Annotated in this window: 11 protein-coding genes; 4 read left to right on the top strand and 7 right to left on the bottom strand. The window is 68.6% G+C overall.

All coding sequences use genetic code 11. The features are described from left to right. Window positions 1-200: 200 nt before the first annotated feature. From KZ810_RS15300 to KZ810_RS15290, 3 genes are read right to left on the bottom strand one after another with little or no spacing between them, the layout of a single operon-like run. Window positions 201-1,787 (bottom strand): efflux transporter outer membrane subunit, encoded by a 1,587-nt coding sequence (locus tag KZ810_RS15300; RefSeq protein ID WP_258044972.1) that lies wholly within the window; start codon window positions 1,785-1,787, stop codon window positions 201-203. Continuing rightward, window positions 1,747-4,959 (bottom strand): efflux RND transporter permease subunit, encoded by a 3,213-nt coding sequence (locus KZ810_RS15295; protein WP_219769977.1) that lies wholly within the window; start codon window positions 4,957-4,959, stop codon window positions 1,747-1,749. Before KZ810_RS15295 ends, KZ810_RS15300 begins: the two co-directional genes overlap by 41 nt. Before the next feature lie 6 nt (window positions 4,960-4,965). Further along, window positions 4,966-6,174 (bottom strand): efflux RND transporter periplasmic adaptor subunit, encoded by a 1,209-nt coding sequence (locus tag KZ810_RS15290; protein WP_219769976.1) that lies wholly within the window; start codon window positions 6,172-6,174, stop codon window positions 4,966-4,968. Window positions 6,175-6,263: 89 nt separating this feature from the next. On the opposite strand from KZ810_RS15290, the gene KZ810_RS15285 reads away from it, so the two are divergent. Next, the gene (locus KZ810_RS15285; RefSeq protein ID WP_219769975.1) at window positions 6,264-6,926 is read left to right on the top strand and encodes a TetR/AcrR family transcriptional regulator; all 663 of its coding nucleotides are present in this window, start codon (window positions 6,264-6,266) and stop codon (window positions 6,924-6,926) included. Beyond that, complete coding sequence (locus KZ810_RS15280; protein ID WP_219769974.1) at window positions 6,923-7,744, top strand: shikimate 5-dehydrogenase; 822 nt, start codon at window positions 6,923-6,925, stop codon at window positions 7,742-7,744. Before KZ810_RS15285 ends, KZ810_RS15280 begins: the two co-directional genes overlap by 4 nt. On the opposite strand, the gene KZ810_RS15275 is transcribed toward KZ810_RS15280, so the two are convergent. Beyond that, window positions 7,741-8,337 carry a 3'-5' exonuclease family protein gene (locus KZ810_RS15275; RefSeq protein WP_219769973.1) on the bottom strand — a complete coding sequence of 199 codons (597 nt, stop codon included), beginning with the start codon at window positions 8,335-8,337 and terminating at the stop codon, window positions 7,741-7,743. The two genes, KZ810_RS15280 and KZ810_RS15275, sit on opposite strands and share 4 nt — an antisense overlap. Before the next feature lie 81 nt (window positions 8,338-8,418). Here KZ810_RS15275 and KZ810_RS15270 point away from each other — a divergent pair, with 81 nt between their 5' ends. Next, on the top strand, window positions 8,419-8,604 hold the full coding sequence (locus tag KZ810_RS15270) for a helix-hairpin-helix domain-containing protein (protein WP_219769972.1): 186 nt from the start codon (window positions 8,419-8,421) through the stop codon (window positions 8,602-8,604). Between the two features lie 94 nt (window positions 8,605-8,698). Continuing rightward, on the top strand, window positions 8,699-10,159 hold the full coding sequence (locus KZ810_RS15265) for a S10 family peptidase (protein WP_219769995.1): 1,461 nt from the start codon (window positions 8,699-8,701) through the stop codon (window positions 10,157-10,159). A gap of 9 nt (window positions 10,160-10,168) precedes the next feature. Here KZ810_RS15265 and KZ810_RS15260 read toward each other — a convergent pair whose 3' ends face one another. Genes KZ810_RS15260 through KZ810_RS15250 form a run of 3 tightly spaced genes read right to left on the bottom strand, consistent with a single transcriptional unit; the run spans window position 10,169 to window position 14,519 of the window. Beyond that, a complete protein-coding gene (locus tag KZ810_RS15260) occupies window positions 10,169-10,906 on the bottom strand; it encodes a polysaccharide deacetylase family protein (RefSeq protein ID WP_308461573.1) in 738 nt (245 codons plus the stop codon). Window positions 10,907-10,926: 20 nt separating this feature from the next. After that, window positions 10,927-12,033, bottom strand: a complete 1,107-nt coding sequence (locus KZ810_RS15255) for an SGNH/GDSL hydrolase family protein (protein ID WP_219769970.1) — start codon at window positions 12,031-12,033, stop codon at window positions 10,927-10,929. Continuing rightward, window positions 12,033-14,519, bottom strand: coding sequence for a glycoside hydrolase family 3 protein (locus KZ810_RS15250; protein WP_219769969.1), 2,487 nt, complete (start codon window positions 14,517-14,519; stop codon window positions 12,033-12,035). The genes KZ810_RS15255 and KZ810_RS15250 overlap by 1 nt, the downstream gene beginning before the upstream one ends. Between the last annotated feature and the right edge of the window lie 50 nt (window positions 14,520-14,569).

Here is a 14,569-nt window from a genome sequence, read left to right as displayed (position 1 = left end):
AACCACCGCGCCATCGTTTCCGATCACACTCGCTAGCCGATGGAGCGTCTAGCGCCCCGCCGCTGCGGTGACACCCATCTAGGGGAGCACACACACACCGTCAAACGGTTTTTGCAGAAAAGTTGCAGATTTTTCTCAAACCCGCGTCACGGAGCGCGTAGATGCCCGGAAACGGCATCCCACACCCCCAAGGTACCCCGTCAGTTGATCCCGCCGCCGAGCGACCGGTAGAGCTCGACCAGATTGCTCGCTCCGGTGAGCCGCGTGGTGACGAGCTGCTGCTGTGCGGCGTACGCGGTCCGCTGTGCATCCAGCGAGACGAGGAACGAATCGACCCCCGCCCGGTAGCGCGCCTCCGACAGTCGCGCCGCGACCTGTGCTGCATTCGCGCGCGCCGACTGGGCTGCCACCTGCTCGCCGATCGTGCCCCGTTGCGCGAGCGCGTCGGCTACTTCGCGGAACGCGGTCTGGATCGCGCGTTCATAGGTCGACACCGCTACCTGCTGCGACGCGCGCGCATAGTCGAGGTTGCCCTTGATCGCGCCACCGTCGAACAGTGGCAGGCCGATCGAGGGCGCGCCGGTATAGGTGAAGCTGCCGCCACCGAAGAGCCCGGACAATGCGGTCGAGATCGTGCCGATCGTCGCGGTCAGCGAGATGCGCGGGAAGAAGGCCGCCCGCGCCGCGCCGATATTGGCGTTCTGCGCGATCAGCTGATGCTCGGCCTGGAGAACGTCGGGACGCCGCAACAGCACGTCGGACGAGACGTCGCCCGGCAGCGCGTCGCGCGTATACGCAGCGCTACCCAGTCCGGCGGGCAATTGTTCGGCCGGCACCGTCGTACCGACCAACAGGTTGAGTGCGTTCTGGTCCTGCGTCACGCGCGTCATCAACGTCGCGATGTCGTTGCGCGCCGACTGGTAATTCGTCTCGGCCTGGCGCGCCTCGAGCTCGGAGGCGACGCCGATACGGAACTGCGCCTGTGTCAGCCGCAGCGTCTGGCCGAAGGTCTGGAGCGTACGGCGCGACAATTGGAGCTGTTCCTGATCGGATGCGAGCGTCAGCCACGCGGTGGCGATCTCCGCGATCAGGCTGATCCGCGTGGAGCGCTGCGCTTCCTCGGTCGCAAAATATTGCTCCAGCGCGGCACGGCTCAAGTTGCGAACGCGGCCGAACAGGTCGAGCTCGAACGCGGAGAAGCCGGCATTGACCGAATAGAATTCGACGTTGGTCGATGAGCCCCCGACGCCCGCGCCGCCCAGGCCGCTGCCGCCCCCGGCGGTACCGCCCGTACCACCGGTGCCGGTCCCGCCCGTCCCGGTGCCAGTACCGGTCCCGGTGCCCGTTCCGGCCCCGGCCGCGCCCCCGGCGGCGGCCCCGGTCGCGCCGAAGATGTTGTTGGTATAGGTCGCCGATCCAGACAGCGTCGTCGTCGGCACGAGGTCCGCGCGCTGGATGCGATATTGTGCGCGCGCCTGCAGCACGTTGCCCGCCGCGATCCGCAGGTCGCGGTTGTTCGCAAGCCCGGTCTCGATCACCTGCCGCAGCCGCGGATCGAGGAAGAAGTCGCGCCAGCCGATCGCCGACACGTCGGGCACGTCGCTCGCCGCGCGCGGGTAGACGCCGCCCTTTGGCAATGCCGCTGGCACCGCGCCGGTCGGGCGTTCGTATTTGGGCGCGAGGTTGCACCCGGCGAGCGCGGTCGACAGCGCGAGCGCGGCGAAGAAGGTCGAGCGGGTCACGGTATCAGGCTCCCTCGGCCGCGAGGCGGCCTTGGTTCGGGTCATGGTCGCGGCGGTGGTCGTCGTCACCACGATCGGGGTCGTTCGGTGCGTCGGGCTCGGCGTGACCGCCCTGACCGAACAGGCGTAGGACGACGACGAAGAACATCGGCACCAGGAAGATCGCGAACACCGTCGCCGTGATCATTCCGCCGACGACCGCGCGGCCGATCGCGTTCTGCCCGCCCGCGCCCGCGCCGGTCGAGATCGCGAGCGGCATGACGCCGAACACGAACGCGAGGCTCGTCATCAGGATCGGACGCAGGCGCAGCTTGGCCGCCTCGACCGCGGCATCGAACGGGCTGAGCCCTTCCGCGATTCGTTCCTCCGCGAACTCGACGATCAGGATCGCGTTCTTCGCCGACACGCCGATCGTGGTGATCAGCCCGACCTGAAGGTAGATGTCGTTGTTGAGCCCGGTGATCCACGCCGCGAACAAGGCGCCGATGATGCCGAGCGGCACGACCAGCAGCACCGAGATCGGCACGGTCCAGCTCTCATACAGCGCGGCGAGGCAGAGGAAGACGATCAGCAGCGACAAGCCGTAGAGCGCTGGGGCCTGCCCGCCCGACAGTTTCTCCTCGTACGACAGGCCGGTCCACTCGAGCGTCGTGCCCGGCGGCAGCTTGTCGTGGATCTCCTGCAACGCTTCCATCGCCGCGCCCGTGCTCTTGCCGGGTCCGGGCGAGCCCTGGATCTGCATCGCGGGCTGGCCATTGTAGCGCGTCAGCTGCACCGGCGCGTTCGACCATTCCTGCGTCGTGAAGGCGTTGAACGGCACCATCTGCCCGGTAGTGCTGCGCACGTAGAGCGCACCGATGTCCTCCGGCTTCAGTCGATACGGTGCGTCGTTCTGCACGTACACGCGCTTGACGCGGCCGCGATCGATGAAGTCGTTGACATAGCCCCCGCCCCACGCGGTCGCGATCGTGCTGTTGACGGTCGCGAGATCGAGGTTGAGCGCGCGCGCCTTGTCCTCGTCGACCACGACCTTCAACTGCGGCGCATCGTCGAGGCTAAGCGGGCGGACCTGCGCCAGCGCCGGGTTCTGCGACGCCATGCCGAGCATCATGTTGCGCGCCTCGAGCAGCTTCGCGTGCCCGATCCCGCCCGTATCCACCAGCTGCGCATCGAAGCCGGTCGCGTTGCCGAGCTCCTGCACCGCGGGCGGGATCAGCGCGAAGATCAACCCATCCTTGTACTGCGAGAACGTGCCCATCGCGCGACCGACGATCGCCTGCGCGCGGTTGTCGCCGCCCGGGCGATCCTCCCACGGCTTCAGATTCACGAACGCGAGGCCTGCATTCTGTCCCTGCCCCGCGAAGCTGAACCCGTTGACCGTGAAGATGCCCGCGACATTCGCGGATTCCGCCTTCAGGAAATGGTCGCGGACGAGATCGAGCCCCTTGTCGGTGCGCGCGGTAGTCGCGCCGGCAGGCCCCTGGACGAGCGCCAGCACCGTCCCCTGATCCTCGTCGGGGAGGAAGCCCGAGGGGAGCGTCGCGAACAGGCCGCCGACGCCGAGCACGATCAGCAGGAAGACGATCATCGACCGCTTCCAGCTCCGAACGGTACGCTTGACCCCGTTCTCGTACTTGTTCTGCCCGCGCTCGAACTTGTCGTTGAACCAGCGAAAGAAGCGCGCGAGCGGGCCGTTGCCTTCCTGCTTCTTCGGGTCGTGCGGTTTGAGGATCGTGGCGCAGAGCGCGGGCGTCAGGATCAGCGCGACCAGCACCGACAGCACCATCGCCGAGACGATCGTGATCGAGAACTGGCGATAGATGACGCCGGTCGACCCGCCGAAGAATGCCATCGGCAGGAACACCGCCGACAGCACCATGCCGATGCCGATCAGCGCGCCCGAAATCTCGTCCATCGATTTGCGCGCGGCATCCTTGGGCGAGAGATGCTCGTCGACGATCAGTCGCTCGACGTTCTCAACCACCACGATCGCGTCGTCGACCAACAGGCCGATCGCGAGCACGGTGCCGAACAGCGTCAGCGTGTTGATCGTATAACCCGCGAGCGCCAGCACACCGAACGTGCCGAGCAGCACGACCGGCACCGCGATCGTCGGGATGATCGTCGCGCGCCAGTTCTGGAGGAACAGGAACATGACGAGGAAGACGAGCACCACCGCCTCGACAAGCGTATGAATCACCTGCTCGACCGACAGGCGCACGAACGGCGTCGTGTCGTAGGGGTAGATGACCTTGACGTCGGCGGGCAGCGTCTTGCCGATCTCTGCAGTACGTTCCTTCACCGCCTGGACGGTATCGAGCGCGTTGGCGCCGGCGGCGAGGCGCACACCGAAGCCCGACGCGGGCTTGCCGTTGTACTTCACGTCGAAGCCGTAATTCTCGGCGCCGAGTTCGACCCGCGCGACATCGCTCAGGCGCACGATCGCGCCGTCCTGATTGGTCTTCAGGCGGATGTTGCCGAATTGCTCGGGGGTCTGGAGCCGCGACTGGACCGAGACGGTCGCGTTGAGCATCTGCTCCTTAGGCGCGGGTTGCGCGCCCAATTGCCCGGCCGACACCTGCGCGTTCTGCGCCTCAACCGCGCTCGTCACGTCGGCGACGGTCAATTGATAGCTGTTGAGCTTGAGCGGATCGAGCCAGATGCGCATCGCATATTGCGCGCCGAAGATCTGTAGCTCACCGACCCCGCTGACGCGGCTGATCGGGTCCTGGATCTTCGAATTGATCATGTCCGCCAGATCGTTCGCGGTGTGCGAACCGTCCTCAGACACCAGACCGACGACGACGAGGAAGCTCGCCGCCGACTTGGTGACCTGGATACCCTGACGCTGGACCTCCTGCGGCAGCAGCGGGGTCGCCGCCTGCAGCTTGTTCTGCACCTGGACCTGCGCGATGTCGGGGTCGGTGCCCTGCTCGAAGGTCAGCGTGATCGTCACCGTCCCCGCCGACGAGGACGAGGACGAGAAATAGCGCAGGTTGTCGATGCCCTTCAGCTGCTGCTCGATGACCTGGGTCGTCGTGCGCTCCAGCGTCTCCGCGTCGGCACCCGGATAAGTCGCCGCAATCGCGACCGCGGGGGGCGCAATCTCGGGAAACTGCGCGACGGGCAGGCTGCGGATCGCGAGCACGCCCGCGAGCATCAGCACGATCGCGATCACCCACGCGAAGATAGGGCGATCGATGAAATAGCGTGACATGAGCGGTTACTTCGCTCCCTGCTGCGGGGATTGGCCGGCGTTGCCGCCACCCTGCGCTGCGCCCTGCGGCCCGCCGGGCTTCGCATTCGGGTTCCAGGCGACCGCCTTCACCGGCATGCCGGGGCGCAGCATCATGCCGCCCTCGACGATCACCTTATCACCCGCCTTCAGACCCGCGGTGACGAGCCAATTGTCGCCGATCGTGCGCGGCGCGGTCAGCTTGCGCATCTGCACCTTGCCATCGCCGCCCACGACCATCACGGTCGGGTTACCCTTCTCGTCACGCTGCACCGCGCGCTGCGGGACCAGCAGCGCGTTGCCCTGGGTGCCTTCGATCAGTTCGGCGCGAACGTACATCCCCGGCAGCAGCAGGCTGCGCGGGTTGGGGAAGCGTGCGCGGATCGTCTGCGTGCCCGTCGCGGGATCGACGCTGACGTCGGCGAACTGGAGCGTACCCTCGACCGGATAGACCGAGCCGTCCTCCAGCCGCAGCCGCACGCGCGCCGCCTGCCCGCCGCGCGACAGGTCGCCCGCCGCGATCTTCTGACGAAGCGCCAGCAGGTCCGCGCTCGACTGCGGAACGTCGACGTAGATCGGGTCGAGCCGCTGGATCGTGGTGAGCGCCGTCGTCTGCCCCGAGGTCACAAGCGCACCGGTGGTCGCGATCGAGCGCCCGATCCGACCCGAGATCGGCGCGCGGATCGTGGTGCGCGACAGGTCGATCTGCGCCGAGCGGAGTGCTGCCTCCTGCGCGGCGACGTCGGCGCGCGCCTGCTGCGCCTGGGTGATCGAATTCTCGTAATCCTGCCGCGCGATCGCGTTGATCTTGACCAGCTCGCCGTAGCGGCGCTGGAGCGCGGAGGTGGAGGCGATCGCGGAACGCGCGCGGGCGAGCGCGGCACGCGCGCTCGCCACCTGCGTGACGTAGGGTTGCGGGTCGATCCGGTAGAGCGGTTGCCCCTTCGTCACCTGATCGCCCTCGGTGAACAGCCGCGCGAGGATCAAACCGTTGACCTGCGGGCGAACCTCGGAGGTTTCGTACGCGACCGTGCGACCGGGCAAGGTCGTCGTGAGCGTCACCGATTCGCTTTTAACCGCGACCACGCCGACCTGCGGGGGCCCGGCGGGCTGCTGCTGCGCCTGCTCCTTGCCACCACCACATGCGGCGAGCGGCACCACCAGCATCGCGGCGACCGCGAAACGATTGATCAGCATGGACTTCCCGGAAAAAATGTGTGAATGAACGATCACTCACGAATGCTGCTACTGCGAGGAAGCGTCAGCGTCAATATGGGAAGGAGATGATGACGACAGCAGAAGCGGCGGACGCGCCGTTGCCACGCAACGAGAAAGCCAACGCGCGCCGTTCGAAGGTGATCCATGCCGCGCGCAAATTGTTCGCGGAGGCGGGCTTTCACAACACGGGCATGGCGCAGATCTCAAAGGAGTCGGGCGTGCTGGTCGGGCAGATCTACCGCGACTTCGCCAACAAGGAGGCGATCGTCGCGGAAATGGTCGAACAGGACCTCGACGAATTCCTGTTCGACGGCGTGCTGTGCAACGCCTGCGCGACGGGTGACCATGGCGCCGTGCGCGCCTGGATCGCCGACTTCGTCGCCTGCGAGGAAGTCGAGGATGCGCGCATCTTCGCCGAAATCACCGCGGAGGCGGCGCGCAACGAACGGATTGCAGCGATCTTCCACATGATCGATCACCGTCTGCGCCAGCAACTGATCCTCGCGCTGCGCATCATCGCCGACGCCGACGTCGCCGACGATCGGCTGGAGACGATCGCCAATCTGATCCTGACCGTCTCCTGGGGCGTGATGCAGCGCCGCGTCCTGTGGCCGAGCCAGGTCGACCGCGCGGTGTTCGCGCCCCTGCTTGCCTGCATCGAATCGCAGATCGACGCGGTGTGCCGCGACGGTGCCACGACGCGGGTCGTGTGCGCGGAGGGCGTCGCATGAAGCCGCCGATCGGACGCGATACGCAATTGTGCATGTCGCTGGCCGCGCGACCGGGCAATTTCGGCTCGCGCTTCCACAACCGACTCTACGAACGGCTCGGGCTCGACTACGTCTACAAGGCGTTCACGACGACCGACCTGGAGGGCGCGGTACGCGGCATCCGCGCGCTCGGCATCCGCGGCTGTGCGGTGTCGATGCCGTTCAAGGAGGCGGTGATCCCGCTGCTCGACGCGCTTGCGGGATCGGCGGCGGCGATCGACAGCGTCAACACGATCGTCAACGACGACGGCCGGCTCACCGGGTACAACACCGACTATAGTGCGGTCCGCGATCTGCTCGACCGTGCAGGCGTCGACCCTGCCCTGCCCTTCGCGTTGCGCGGATCGGGCGGGATGGCGAAGGCGGTGGCGGCCGCGCTGCGCGACCGCGGTCACCGCGACGGCACGATTGTCGCGCGCAACGAAGCCAAGGGCCGCGCGCTCGCCGACAGCTACGGTTTCGACTGGCGGGCGGAGGTGGACGGCGGCACGGCGGTGCTCGTCAACGCGACCCCGATCGGGATGACCGGGGGTGACGAAGACGCGCTCGCCTTCCCGCCCCATGCGATCGCGCGCTGCGCGGTCGCGTTCGAAGTGGTCGCGATCCCGGCGGAAACTCCGTTTCTTCGCGCGGCGCGCGAGCGCGGGAAGATCACGATCGCGGGCGCGGACGTCGCGGTGTTGCAGGCGCTTGAGCAATTCATCCTCTACACCGGCGCCCGACCGAGCGACGCGGACGTGGCCCACGCCGCCGCCTTCGCCCGCGGTGAGATCGACTAGATCCTCGCGTTACCGGTCGGCGGGGTTTCGTCGTCGGCGCGCGTCGCACGTTTGACCCGCGCCTCCGCCAATCGTCCGACGGCGAGCCAGCGCGCGCGCTCTTCCTCCGCGTCGGCGAGCGCGCGGTGCGCGGGCGGCTCGCCGTCGCCGCGCGGCTCGCTCTCCTCGAGCGTCTCCGCCACCGCAGACGCCAGCGCGCTGCCCGAGAGCGCGCGCGAAAGGATCGCGTGCGCGCGCTCCCGATGCGCGTCATCGCTGTCGCGCACGCGCAGGCTGTGGCGCGGCAGCTTGGCGGCGCGCAGCAACGCACTCAACCACTTGCCGTCCCACGACGGCGCACTCGCCAGCAGGTCATGCCCGCTGAGCTGGTCGATCATCCGACGCGCGACCGTCGCGTGATCGGCGCCCGCTGCCTCGAGCTCGGCGCGCGCGATGCCGTGGATCGCCTCCGCCGCCGCGTCCCAATCGTCCCAGTTGGGTGCGGGGTGGATCAGGTGGCTCTCACTGCGGCCATCCTCGAATACCCAGGCGACCTCGATCGGATAGCTGCGCTTGGACAGGGACGAGGCTTCGAAGTCGAGGAATACCAGCATCAGGCCCCAACGCCGGACGGAGAGGATCGGAGCCGTGGGCAAGGCGTTGACCCGGCCGAAAAGTATAAAGGCACGCCGACGATGATTGACCTCAACACAGCCACCGCCGAGGAACTCGACGCCGTGCCGCAACTGGCAGGGCACGGGGCGGAGATCGTCCGTTACCGGGGGGAGCGCGGCAGGTTCGGCGAGCTGCGCCATCTGAACGAAGTGCCGGGCCTCGCGCAGAAGACCGACGGCGTCGAGAAACACCTGCGCGTCGGATGAGGCGCGCTTGCCCCGGCCTGCGCAGCGGCTAAGCTGCTGCGCAAAAGGGGAAGTCCACGTGTCACCATTGTTACGCCTGCTCGCCGCCGGATCGATGATCGCGCTCGCGGCGCCCGCGCTTGCACAAACCGACAAGACCACCACCACGGTCGAGAAGAAGACCGACGACGGCGTGAAGCTGCCGCCGCTCCCGGCCGACCGCTCGATCGCGCAGCGCGTGCGCGTCGGCGGGCGCGTGATCGATTACCGTACCACCGTCGGCACGATCGCGGTGCGCGACGAGACGGGCAAGGAGATCGGGCAGGTCGTCTATACCGCCTACACCGTTCCCGGCCGCGATCCCGCGCGCCCCGTCACCTTCGCATTCAACGGCGGCCCCGGCGCGGCGTCGGTGTACCTCAACATGGGCGCGGTCGGCCCCAAGCGGGTGCAATTCGGCGCGCAGGGCGACGCACCGTCCGACGCGCCGATCGCGACCGACAATCCCAACACCTGGCTCGATTTCACCGACCTCGTCTTCATCGACCCCATCGGCACCGGGTTCAGCCGCAGCCTCGTCGACGCGGACGCGACCAAGAAGGCGTTCTACGCCAACGATCCCGACATCAAGTATCTGTCCAAGGTCGTCTACGACTGGCTGGTCAAGGAAGGCCGGCTGCGTTCGCCCAAATATGTGATGGGTGAAAGCTACGGCGGGTATCGCGCGCCGCGGATCGCCTATGAGCTGCAATCGCAGATCGGCGTCGGGGTCAACGGGCTGATCATGGTATCGCCCTACCTCGACCCCGCGGTCGGCGACGGCGCCACCGCGCTGTCGCCGCTGCCGTGGATGATCGATCTGCCGTCGATGGCGGCGGCCAATCTGGAGCGGCAGCACCGGCTGACTCCGCAGGCGATGGCGGAGGTCGAGGATTATACCCGCGGCGAATTCGCGCGCGACCTGCTGCGCGGGCGCTCCGACCCGCAGGCGACGGGTCGCATCGTCCAGCGCGTCACGCAATTGACCGGACTCGACCCCGCGCTCGTTCAGCGGCTGGGCGGGCGCGTCGACAGCCGCACCTTCCTGCGCGAGGTGCACCGCGCCGATGGGACGATCGGCAGCGTGTACGATTCGAACGTCACCGCCTTCGACCCCTTCCCCTGGTCGCCCCGGCAGGAATCGAACGATCCGATCCTCGACGCGCTGATCGCGCCGACGACGAGCGCGATGGTCGATTTCGTCACGCGCGAGGTCGGCTGGAAGACCGACGCGCGCTACAACGCGCTGTCGTACGCGGTGAACGAGGCGTGGGACCGCGGCAAGCCGAGCGACACCCCCGTAACCGACCTGCGCAAGGCGATCGCGAACGATCCCAAGATGCGCGTGATGATCGTCCACGGCTGGGACGATCTGTCGTGTCCCTTCTTCGCCTCGCGCCTGATCGTCGATCAGATGCCCGCATTCGGTGCCACCGAGCGCGTCGTGCTCAAGGTCTATCCGGGCGGGCACATGTTCTACAGCCGCGGCGACAGCGGCGCGGCATTCAAGAACGACGCGCGCGCCTTGTACCGATAGCTGCGCGCTTCACCGCACGGCGAGCGCGTCGCGCAGCGTCGCGACGCGGATCGTCCGGCGGTGCTGCCGCAGCCACGCCAGAAAGGCGCGGTGCGTCGAAGCGTCGACGCTCAGCTGATCGCCGCCAATGCCGTGGAACAGGAACACCGCCCAGCCACCGCTCGTCTCCGCGGAGCGCGCGAACGCGACGAGCTGGTCGAGCGTCGTCCCCTCGGCGAAGCCGCGTGCGGGCACGTGCATCGCGTCGACGCGTGCGGGACCGGCGCGCACCTGCGCGTCGTCCATGCTCACGCCGCGCGCATAATCGACGATGTGAGCGGCGCGCAGCGGCTCGAGGTAATCCTCCCCGCCGACCAGATGTTCGCCGCACGGCGTCGCGAAGCCGTGACGCGCTTGGCCGTCGAGCGCGCGCAGCAGCGTGTTCTGCTGCGCGATCTCGCGGATCATGCTGGCGGGCGTATAGGCCTCGCTCGTGAAGCGTGGATCGGCGGGGAATTTGGCGGCGGCGCAGGGGTGGAAGATCGTGTGATTGGCAAGTTCGTGCCCGCGCCGCGCCACCGCCTGCCAGCGCGGTACGTCGGCCTCGCGCACCGCCGACAGGAAAAACGTCGCCTTCAACCCCGCGGCGTCGAGCGCGGGGATCGCGTGGTCGAGCTGCGACGGCAGCGCGTCGTCGTAGGTCAGCACCGCGGTGCCGCGCGCCTGTGCGATATCGGGCAGCATGACGAGCGCCGCGGCCACCGCCACGATTGCGCGTATCCGCCCCGTCATCGCGACCTGCCCGCGTTCCAGACATCGCGTCGCGCGTCGATCTGCGCGGCCACTGCGCCTGCGATCCTGGCGTCGTCGGCAAGGTCGGGGTGGCCGTTGCAGCCACCGAAGCCGAGCCCGTCGACCGCGACGAACGCGATGCGGCGCTCGCCCGCATGCATCAGCCGCGCCACCGTCGCCCGCGCCTCCGCGATCACCTCTCCTTGCGCGAGCGGGGTCGCCCAGACGACGATCAGCGCATGCGGGTTCCGACGGCGTAGCTCCGACAGGAAACGCGGGTAGCTGCGCTCGAAATCCTCGTGCAGCGCGGCGCGCGTCTTCCAGCGCTCGCTGGCGTGGAGCGCGGTCGAGAAATCGTTGGTGCCGAGCGCGACCACGATCACCTGCGGATGCCAGCCCGCGTCGGCGGCGCGCCGCACCTTGTCGAACAGCGTGAACGGATAGGCGGCGGGCAGCGTGTCCGACGGGTCGCCGTCGTAATTGCGCACGACGCCCCGGCCCGAGATCGCATTGACCCGATAGTCGGCGTGATAACGTTCGCCCAGCAGGCCGGGGAGCCCGCGCGCGGTGTCGGTCGTATCCCACACCTCCTGCGTGCTGCACGCGGTCTTGGTCGCACGATTGCCGTAGCCGACCGTGTGCGAATCGCCGACGAACTCGATCTGGCGGACAGGTAGGATTGGCGGCAGCGCGCGCGTGCCCGCGGCGGCGCGAAAGCCCCCGAAGACGGTCGGCCCCGCCTGGCTCTCGCTCACCGCCTGCACCCGCAGGACGTGCGCGCCGGGTGCAAGCGGACCGACGCGGTAGAGCCCGGGCGCGGGCCGGACGAGCGCGATCGGTGCGCCCTCGTCGACGGTGACGCGAAGCGAAACCTCCCCGGCCCCGACACGAAACAATACCGCGCGCCCGTCGAAGCGTGTCTCGACGTAGCTGCCCGGCCATTGCCGGCGGATCATCCCCTGCTCCGCCGCCTCGGCGCGGCCGACGAAGCGCATCGGCAGCGCGGTCGTGCCCGCGGGCTCCGCGGCAATCCGCTCGACCCGCGGCGGCGGGCCGGCGGCGATCGCCGACGCGCCCAGCGCCGCGAGCAAGGCCCGCCGCATCAGCGCTGACCGCAGCTCACGGGTCCGGGCGGGGCGCTAGCGACGCGGATGCCCGACACGTCGATCCCCGCCGCGCCGGTCGCGGCGATCACTGCGGGCCGGGTGACATGCGCCATGTCGACGCCCTGGTCGGCGAAGCAGCGTAGCGGCACCGCCAGTTCGGTCCAGTCGCTGCCCGCGGCGCGCAGCGCGCCGGTGATCGGCACACTCGCGCTGCGTGCGCCCGCCGCCGCCATGCCCAGCGTGACGGTGCCCGTGGCCGCGCGCGTCACGCGATAGTCGAGGATCAGGCTCAACTGCCCGTTCGATTCGCGCGACAGGTCGATCGGCTGCGCCTGCTGTACCGCCAGGTCGCCCGTGCCCGCGAAGGCGAGCCGGACGCTGTCTTCCTGCGCCTGGCGGTCGATCCGCGACTGCGTCACCGCGCCGCTCGGGCGGAGCGTCGCGCCCGGGGCGAGGCGCCCGCGCACGAACAGCGCGTTCTGATCGCCGCCCGCGTTCGCCGGACGAGCCTCGTCGAGCGTCGGCACCTGCCCGCCCTTGGCGTAGGACAGGCCGTAACCGAACGCGAACAACGGGTCGTAGTCCGGATCGCGCCGGTTGAGCACATATTGGTCGAGCCGCTTGGGCCACGAAAACGACAGCGTACCGCGGAAGTCGGCCTTGGGTTTGCCGTCGCGACCCGCGACCAGCACGTCGGCGACGCCGCCACCCTCGGTGCCGGGCAACCAGGCGGCGACGAAGGCGTCGGACGCGTTCAACTCCGGGTTGACCCACAAGGGGCGGCCAGAGAGAAACACCGACACCGTCGGCACACCCGCCTTCTTCAATCGGCGCAGCAAGTCGAGGTTCGACTTGTCGTCGGGGCTGTATTCAAGCGTCGGACGGTCACCCGAGAATTCAGCATAGGGCGTCTCGCCGAAGACGACGATCGCGACGTCGGGCTTGGTCGTGAACGTGCCGCTTGCCGACAGCGTCGCGGTGCCTCCGCTCTCGCGCACGGCTTGCGACAACCCGCCCCAGATCGACTGGCCGTTGGGGAAGTTGGCGTTGGTGACCCCCGTCCCCTGCCAGGTGATCGACCAGCCGCCCGCCTGCTGCCCGATATTGTCCGCGCCCGCGCCCGCCACCAGCACGTTCGCGCCCGGCTTGATCGGTAGCACGCCGTTGTTTTTCAACAGCACCAGCGATTCACGCACCGCTTGGCGCGCCAGCGCGCGGTGCTCGGGGCTGCCGAGCAGGTCGAACTTGCCCGCGAACGGCCGCGACGACGGGCGACCGGCATCGAACGTCCCCGCCAGCACCTTGACGCGCAGGATGCGGCGCACCGCGTCGTCCAGCCGCGCCGCCGGGATCGTCCCCGCCTTCGCCTCGCGCAGCGTGTTGGCGTAAAGCTCCTTCCACTTCGGCCCCGAATACATGAACATGTCGAGCCCGGCATTGATCGCCGCGGCGCAATCCTCATTGGTGCAGCCCGGCACCTGCCCGTGCGCGTTCCAGTCGCCGATCGTGAAGCCGTCGAAGCCCCATCGCTCCTTGAGCACCCCCGTCAGCAGCGTCTTGTTGCCGGTCAGCTTGGCGCCGTTCCAGCTCGAAAAGCTCGGCATCACGGTCAGCGCGCCCGCGGGCAGCGCGGTCATGTAGCCCGCGGCATGGACGTCGCGCAGCGTCGCCTCGCTGACGCGCGTGTCGCCCTGGTCGCGCCCGCCGGTGCCACCGTCGCCGAGGAAATGCTTCACAGACGAGATGACGTGCCCCGGTTTCATGAAGTCGGCGCCGACGCGGCCCTGGATCCCCTCGACCATCGCACCGGCGTAGGAGGCGACGACCGCCGGCTCCTCCGAATAGCTCTCGTAGGTGCGGCCCCAGCGGTCGTCCTGCACGACGGCGACGGTCGGCGCGAAGCTCCAGTCGATGCCGGTCGCTGCCGTTTCCGCCGCGGTCGCGACGCCGATGCGGCGGACGAGATCGGGATCGCGCGCGGCGCCGAGCGCGATGTTGTGCGGAAACAGCGTTGCGCCGACGATGTTGTTCGCGCCGTGCACCGCGTCGGTGCCCCAGATGACGGGCACGACCGGCCGGCCGTCGCTGCGCTTGACCGAGGCGTCGTAGAAGGCGTCGAACAGCTTCAGCCACTCGGGCGCGGGCGCGAATTCATCGTTGTTCGGCGCGGAATTGCCGCCGTTCAGGATCGAGCCGAGCTTGTACGTCTCCAGATCCTTCGGCGTGATCGAGGCGATGTCGACCTGGATCAATTGCCCGACCTTGTCCTCGATGCTCATGCGGCGGAGCATCGCGTCGACGCGCGCATCGACCTTCGGATCGCGCGTGCGCTTCATCGCGAGCGCCGGCCATTGATCAGGATGCGCAACCGCCGACGGCGCTGCCGTACCGCTCGACCCCTGCGCCCCGCTCGTCCCTTGCGCCGAGACGATTGCACCACTTGCCAGCAGCGCCGCGACGACGCCGATCCTGATTGCCTTCACCACATCCTCCCGCAGCGGGCGGCTGCGCGCCGGCCGGCTTTACGCGGCGG

The organism is Sphingomonas citricola (genome assembly GCF_019429535.1).
Classification (GTDB): domain Bacteria; phylum Pseudomonadota; class Alphaproteobacteria; order Sphingomonadales; family Sphingomonadaceae; genus Sphingomonas; species Sphingomonas citricola.
This window is presented reverse-complemented; position numbering and strand designations above follow the sequence as displayed.

Bases quoted from the DNA above. Each gene is read 5' to 3' on its own strand.
- KZ810_RS15265 (WP_219769995.1), top strand. From the start codon at position 8,699: ATGATCGCGCTCGCGGCGCCCGCGCTTGCACAAACCGACAAGACCACC.
- KZ810_RS15275 (WP_219769973.1), bottom strand. From the start codon at position 8,337: ATGCTGGTATTCCTCGACTTCGAAGCCTCGTCCCTGTCCAAGCGCAGC.
- KZ810_RS15285 (WP_219769975.1), top strand. From the start codon at position 6,264: ATGACGACAGCAGAAGCGGCGGACGCGCCGTTGCCACGCAACGAGAAA.
- KZ810_RS15295 (WP_219769977.1), bottom strand. From the start codon at position 4,959: ATGTCACGCTATTTCATCGATCGCCCTATCTTCGCGTGGGTGATCGCG.
- KZ810_RS15270 (WP_219769972.1), top strand. From the start codon at position 8,419: ATGATTGACCTCAACACAGCCACCGCCGAGGAACTCGACGCCGTGCCG.
- KZ810_RS15300 (WP_258044972.1), bottom strand. From the start codon at position 1,787: ATGACCCGAACCAAGGCCGCCTCGCGGCCGAGGGAGCCTGATACCGTG.
- KZ810_RS15280 (WP_219769974.1), top strand. From the start codon at position 6,923: ATGAAGCCGCCGATCGGACGCGATACGCAATTGTGCATGTCGCTGGCC.
- KZ810_RS15290 (WP_219769976.1), bottom strand. From the start codon at position 6,174: ATGCTGATCAATCGTTTCGCGGTCGCCGCGATGCTGGTGGTGCCGCTC.
- KZ810_RS15255 (WP_219769970.1), bottom strand. From the start codon at position 12,033: ATGCGGCGGGCCTTGCTCGCGGCGCTGGGCGCGTCGGCGATCGCCGCC.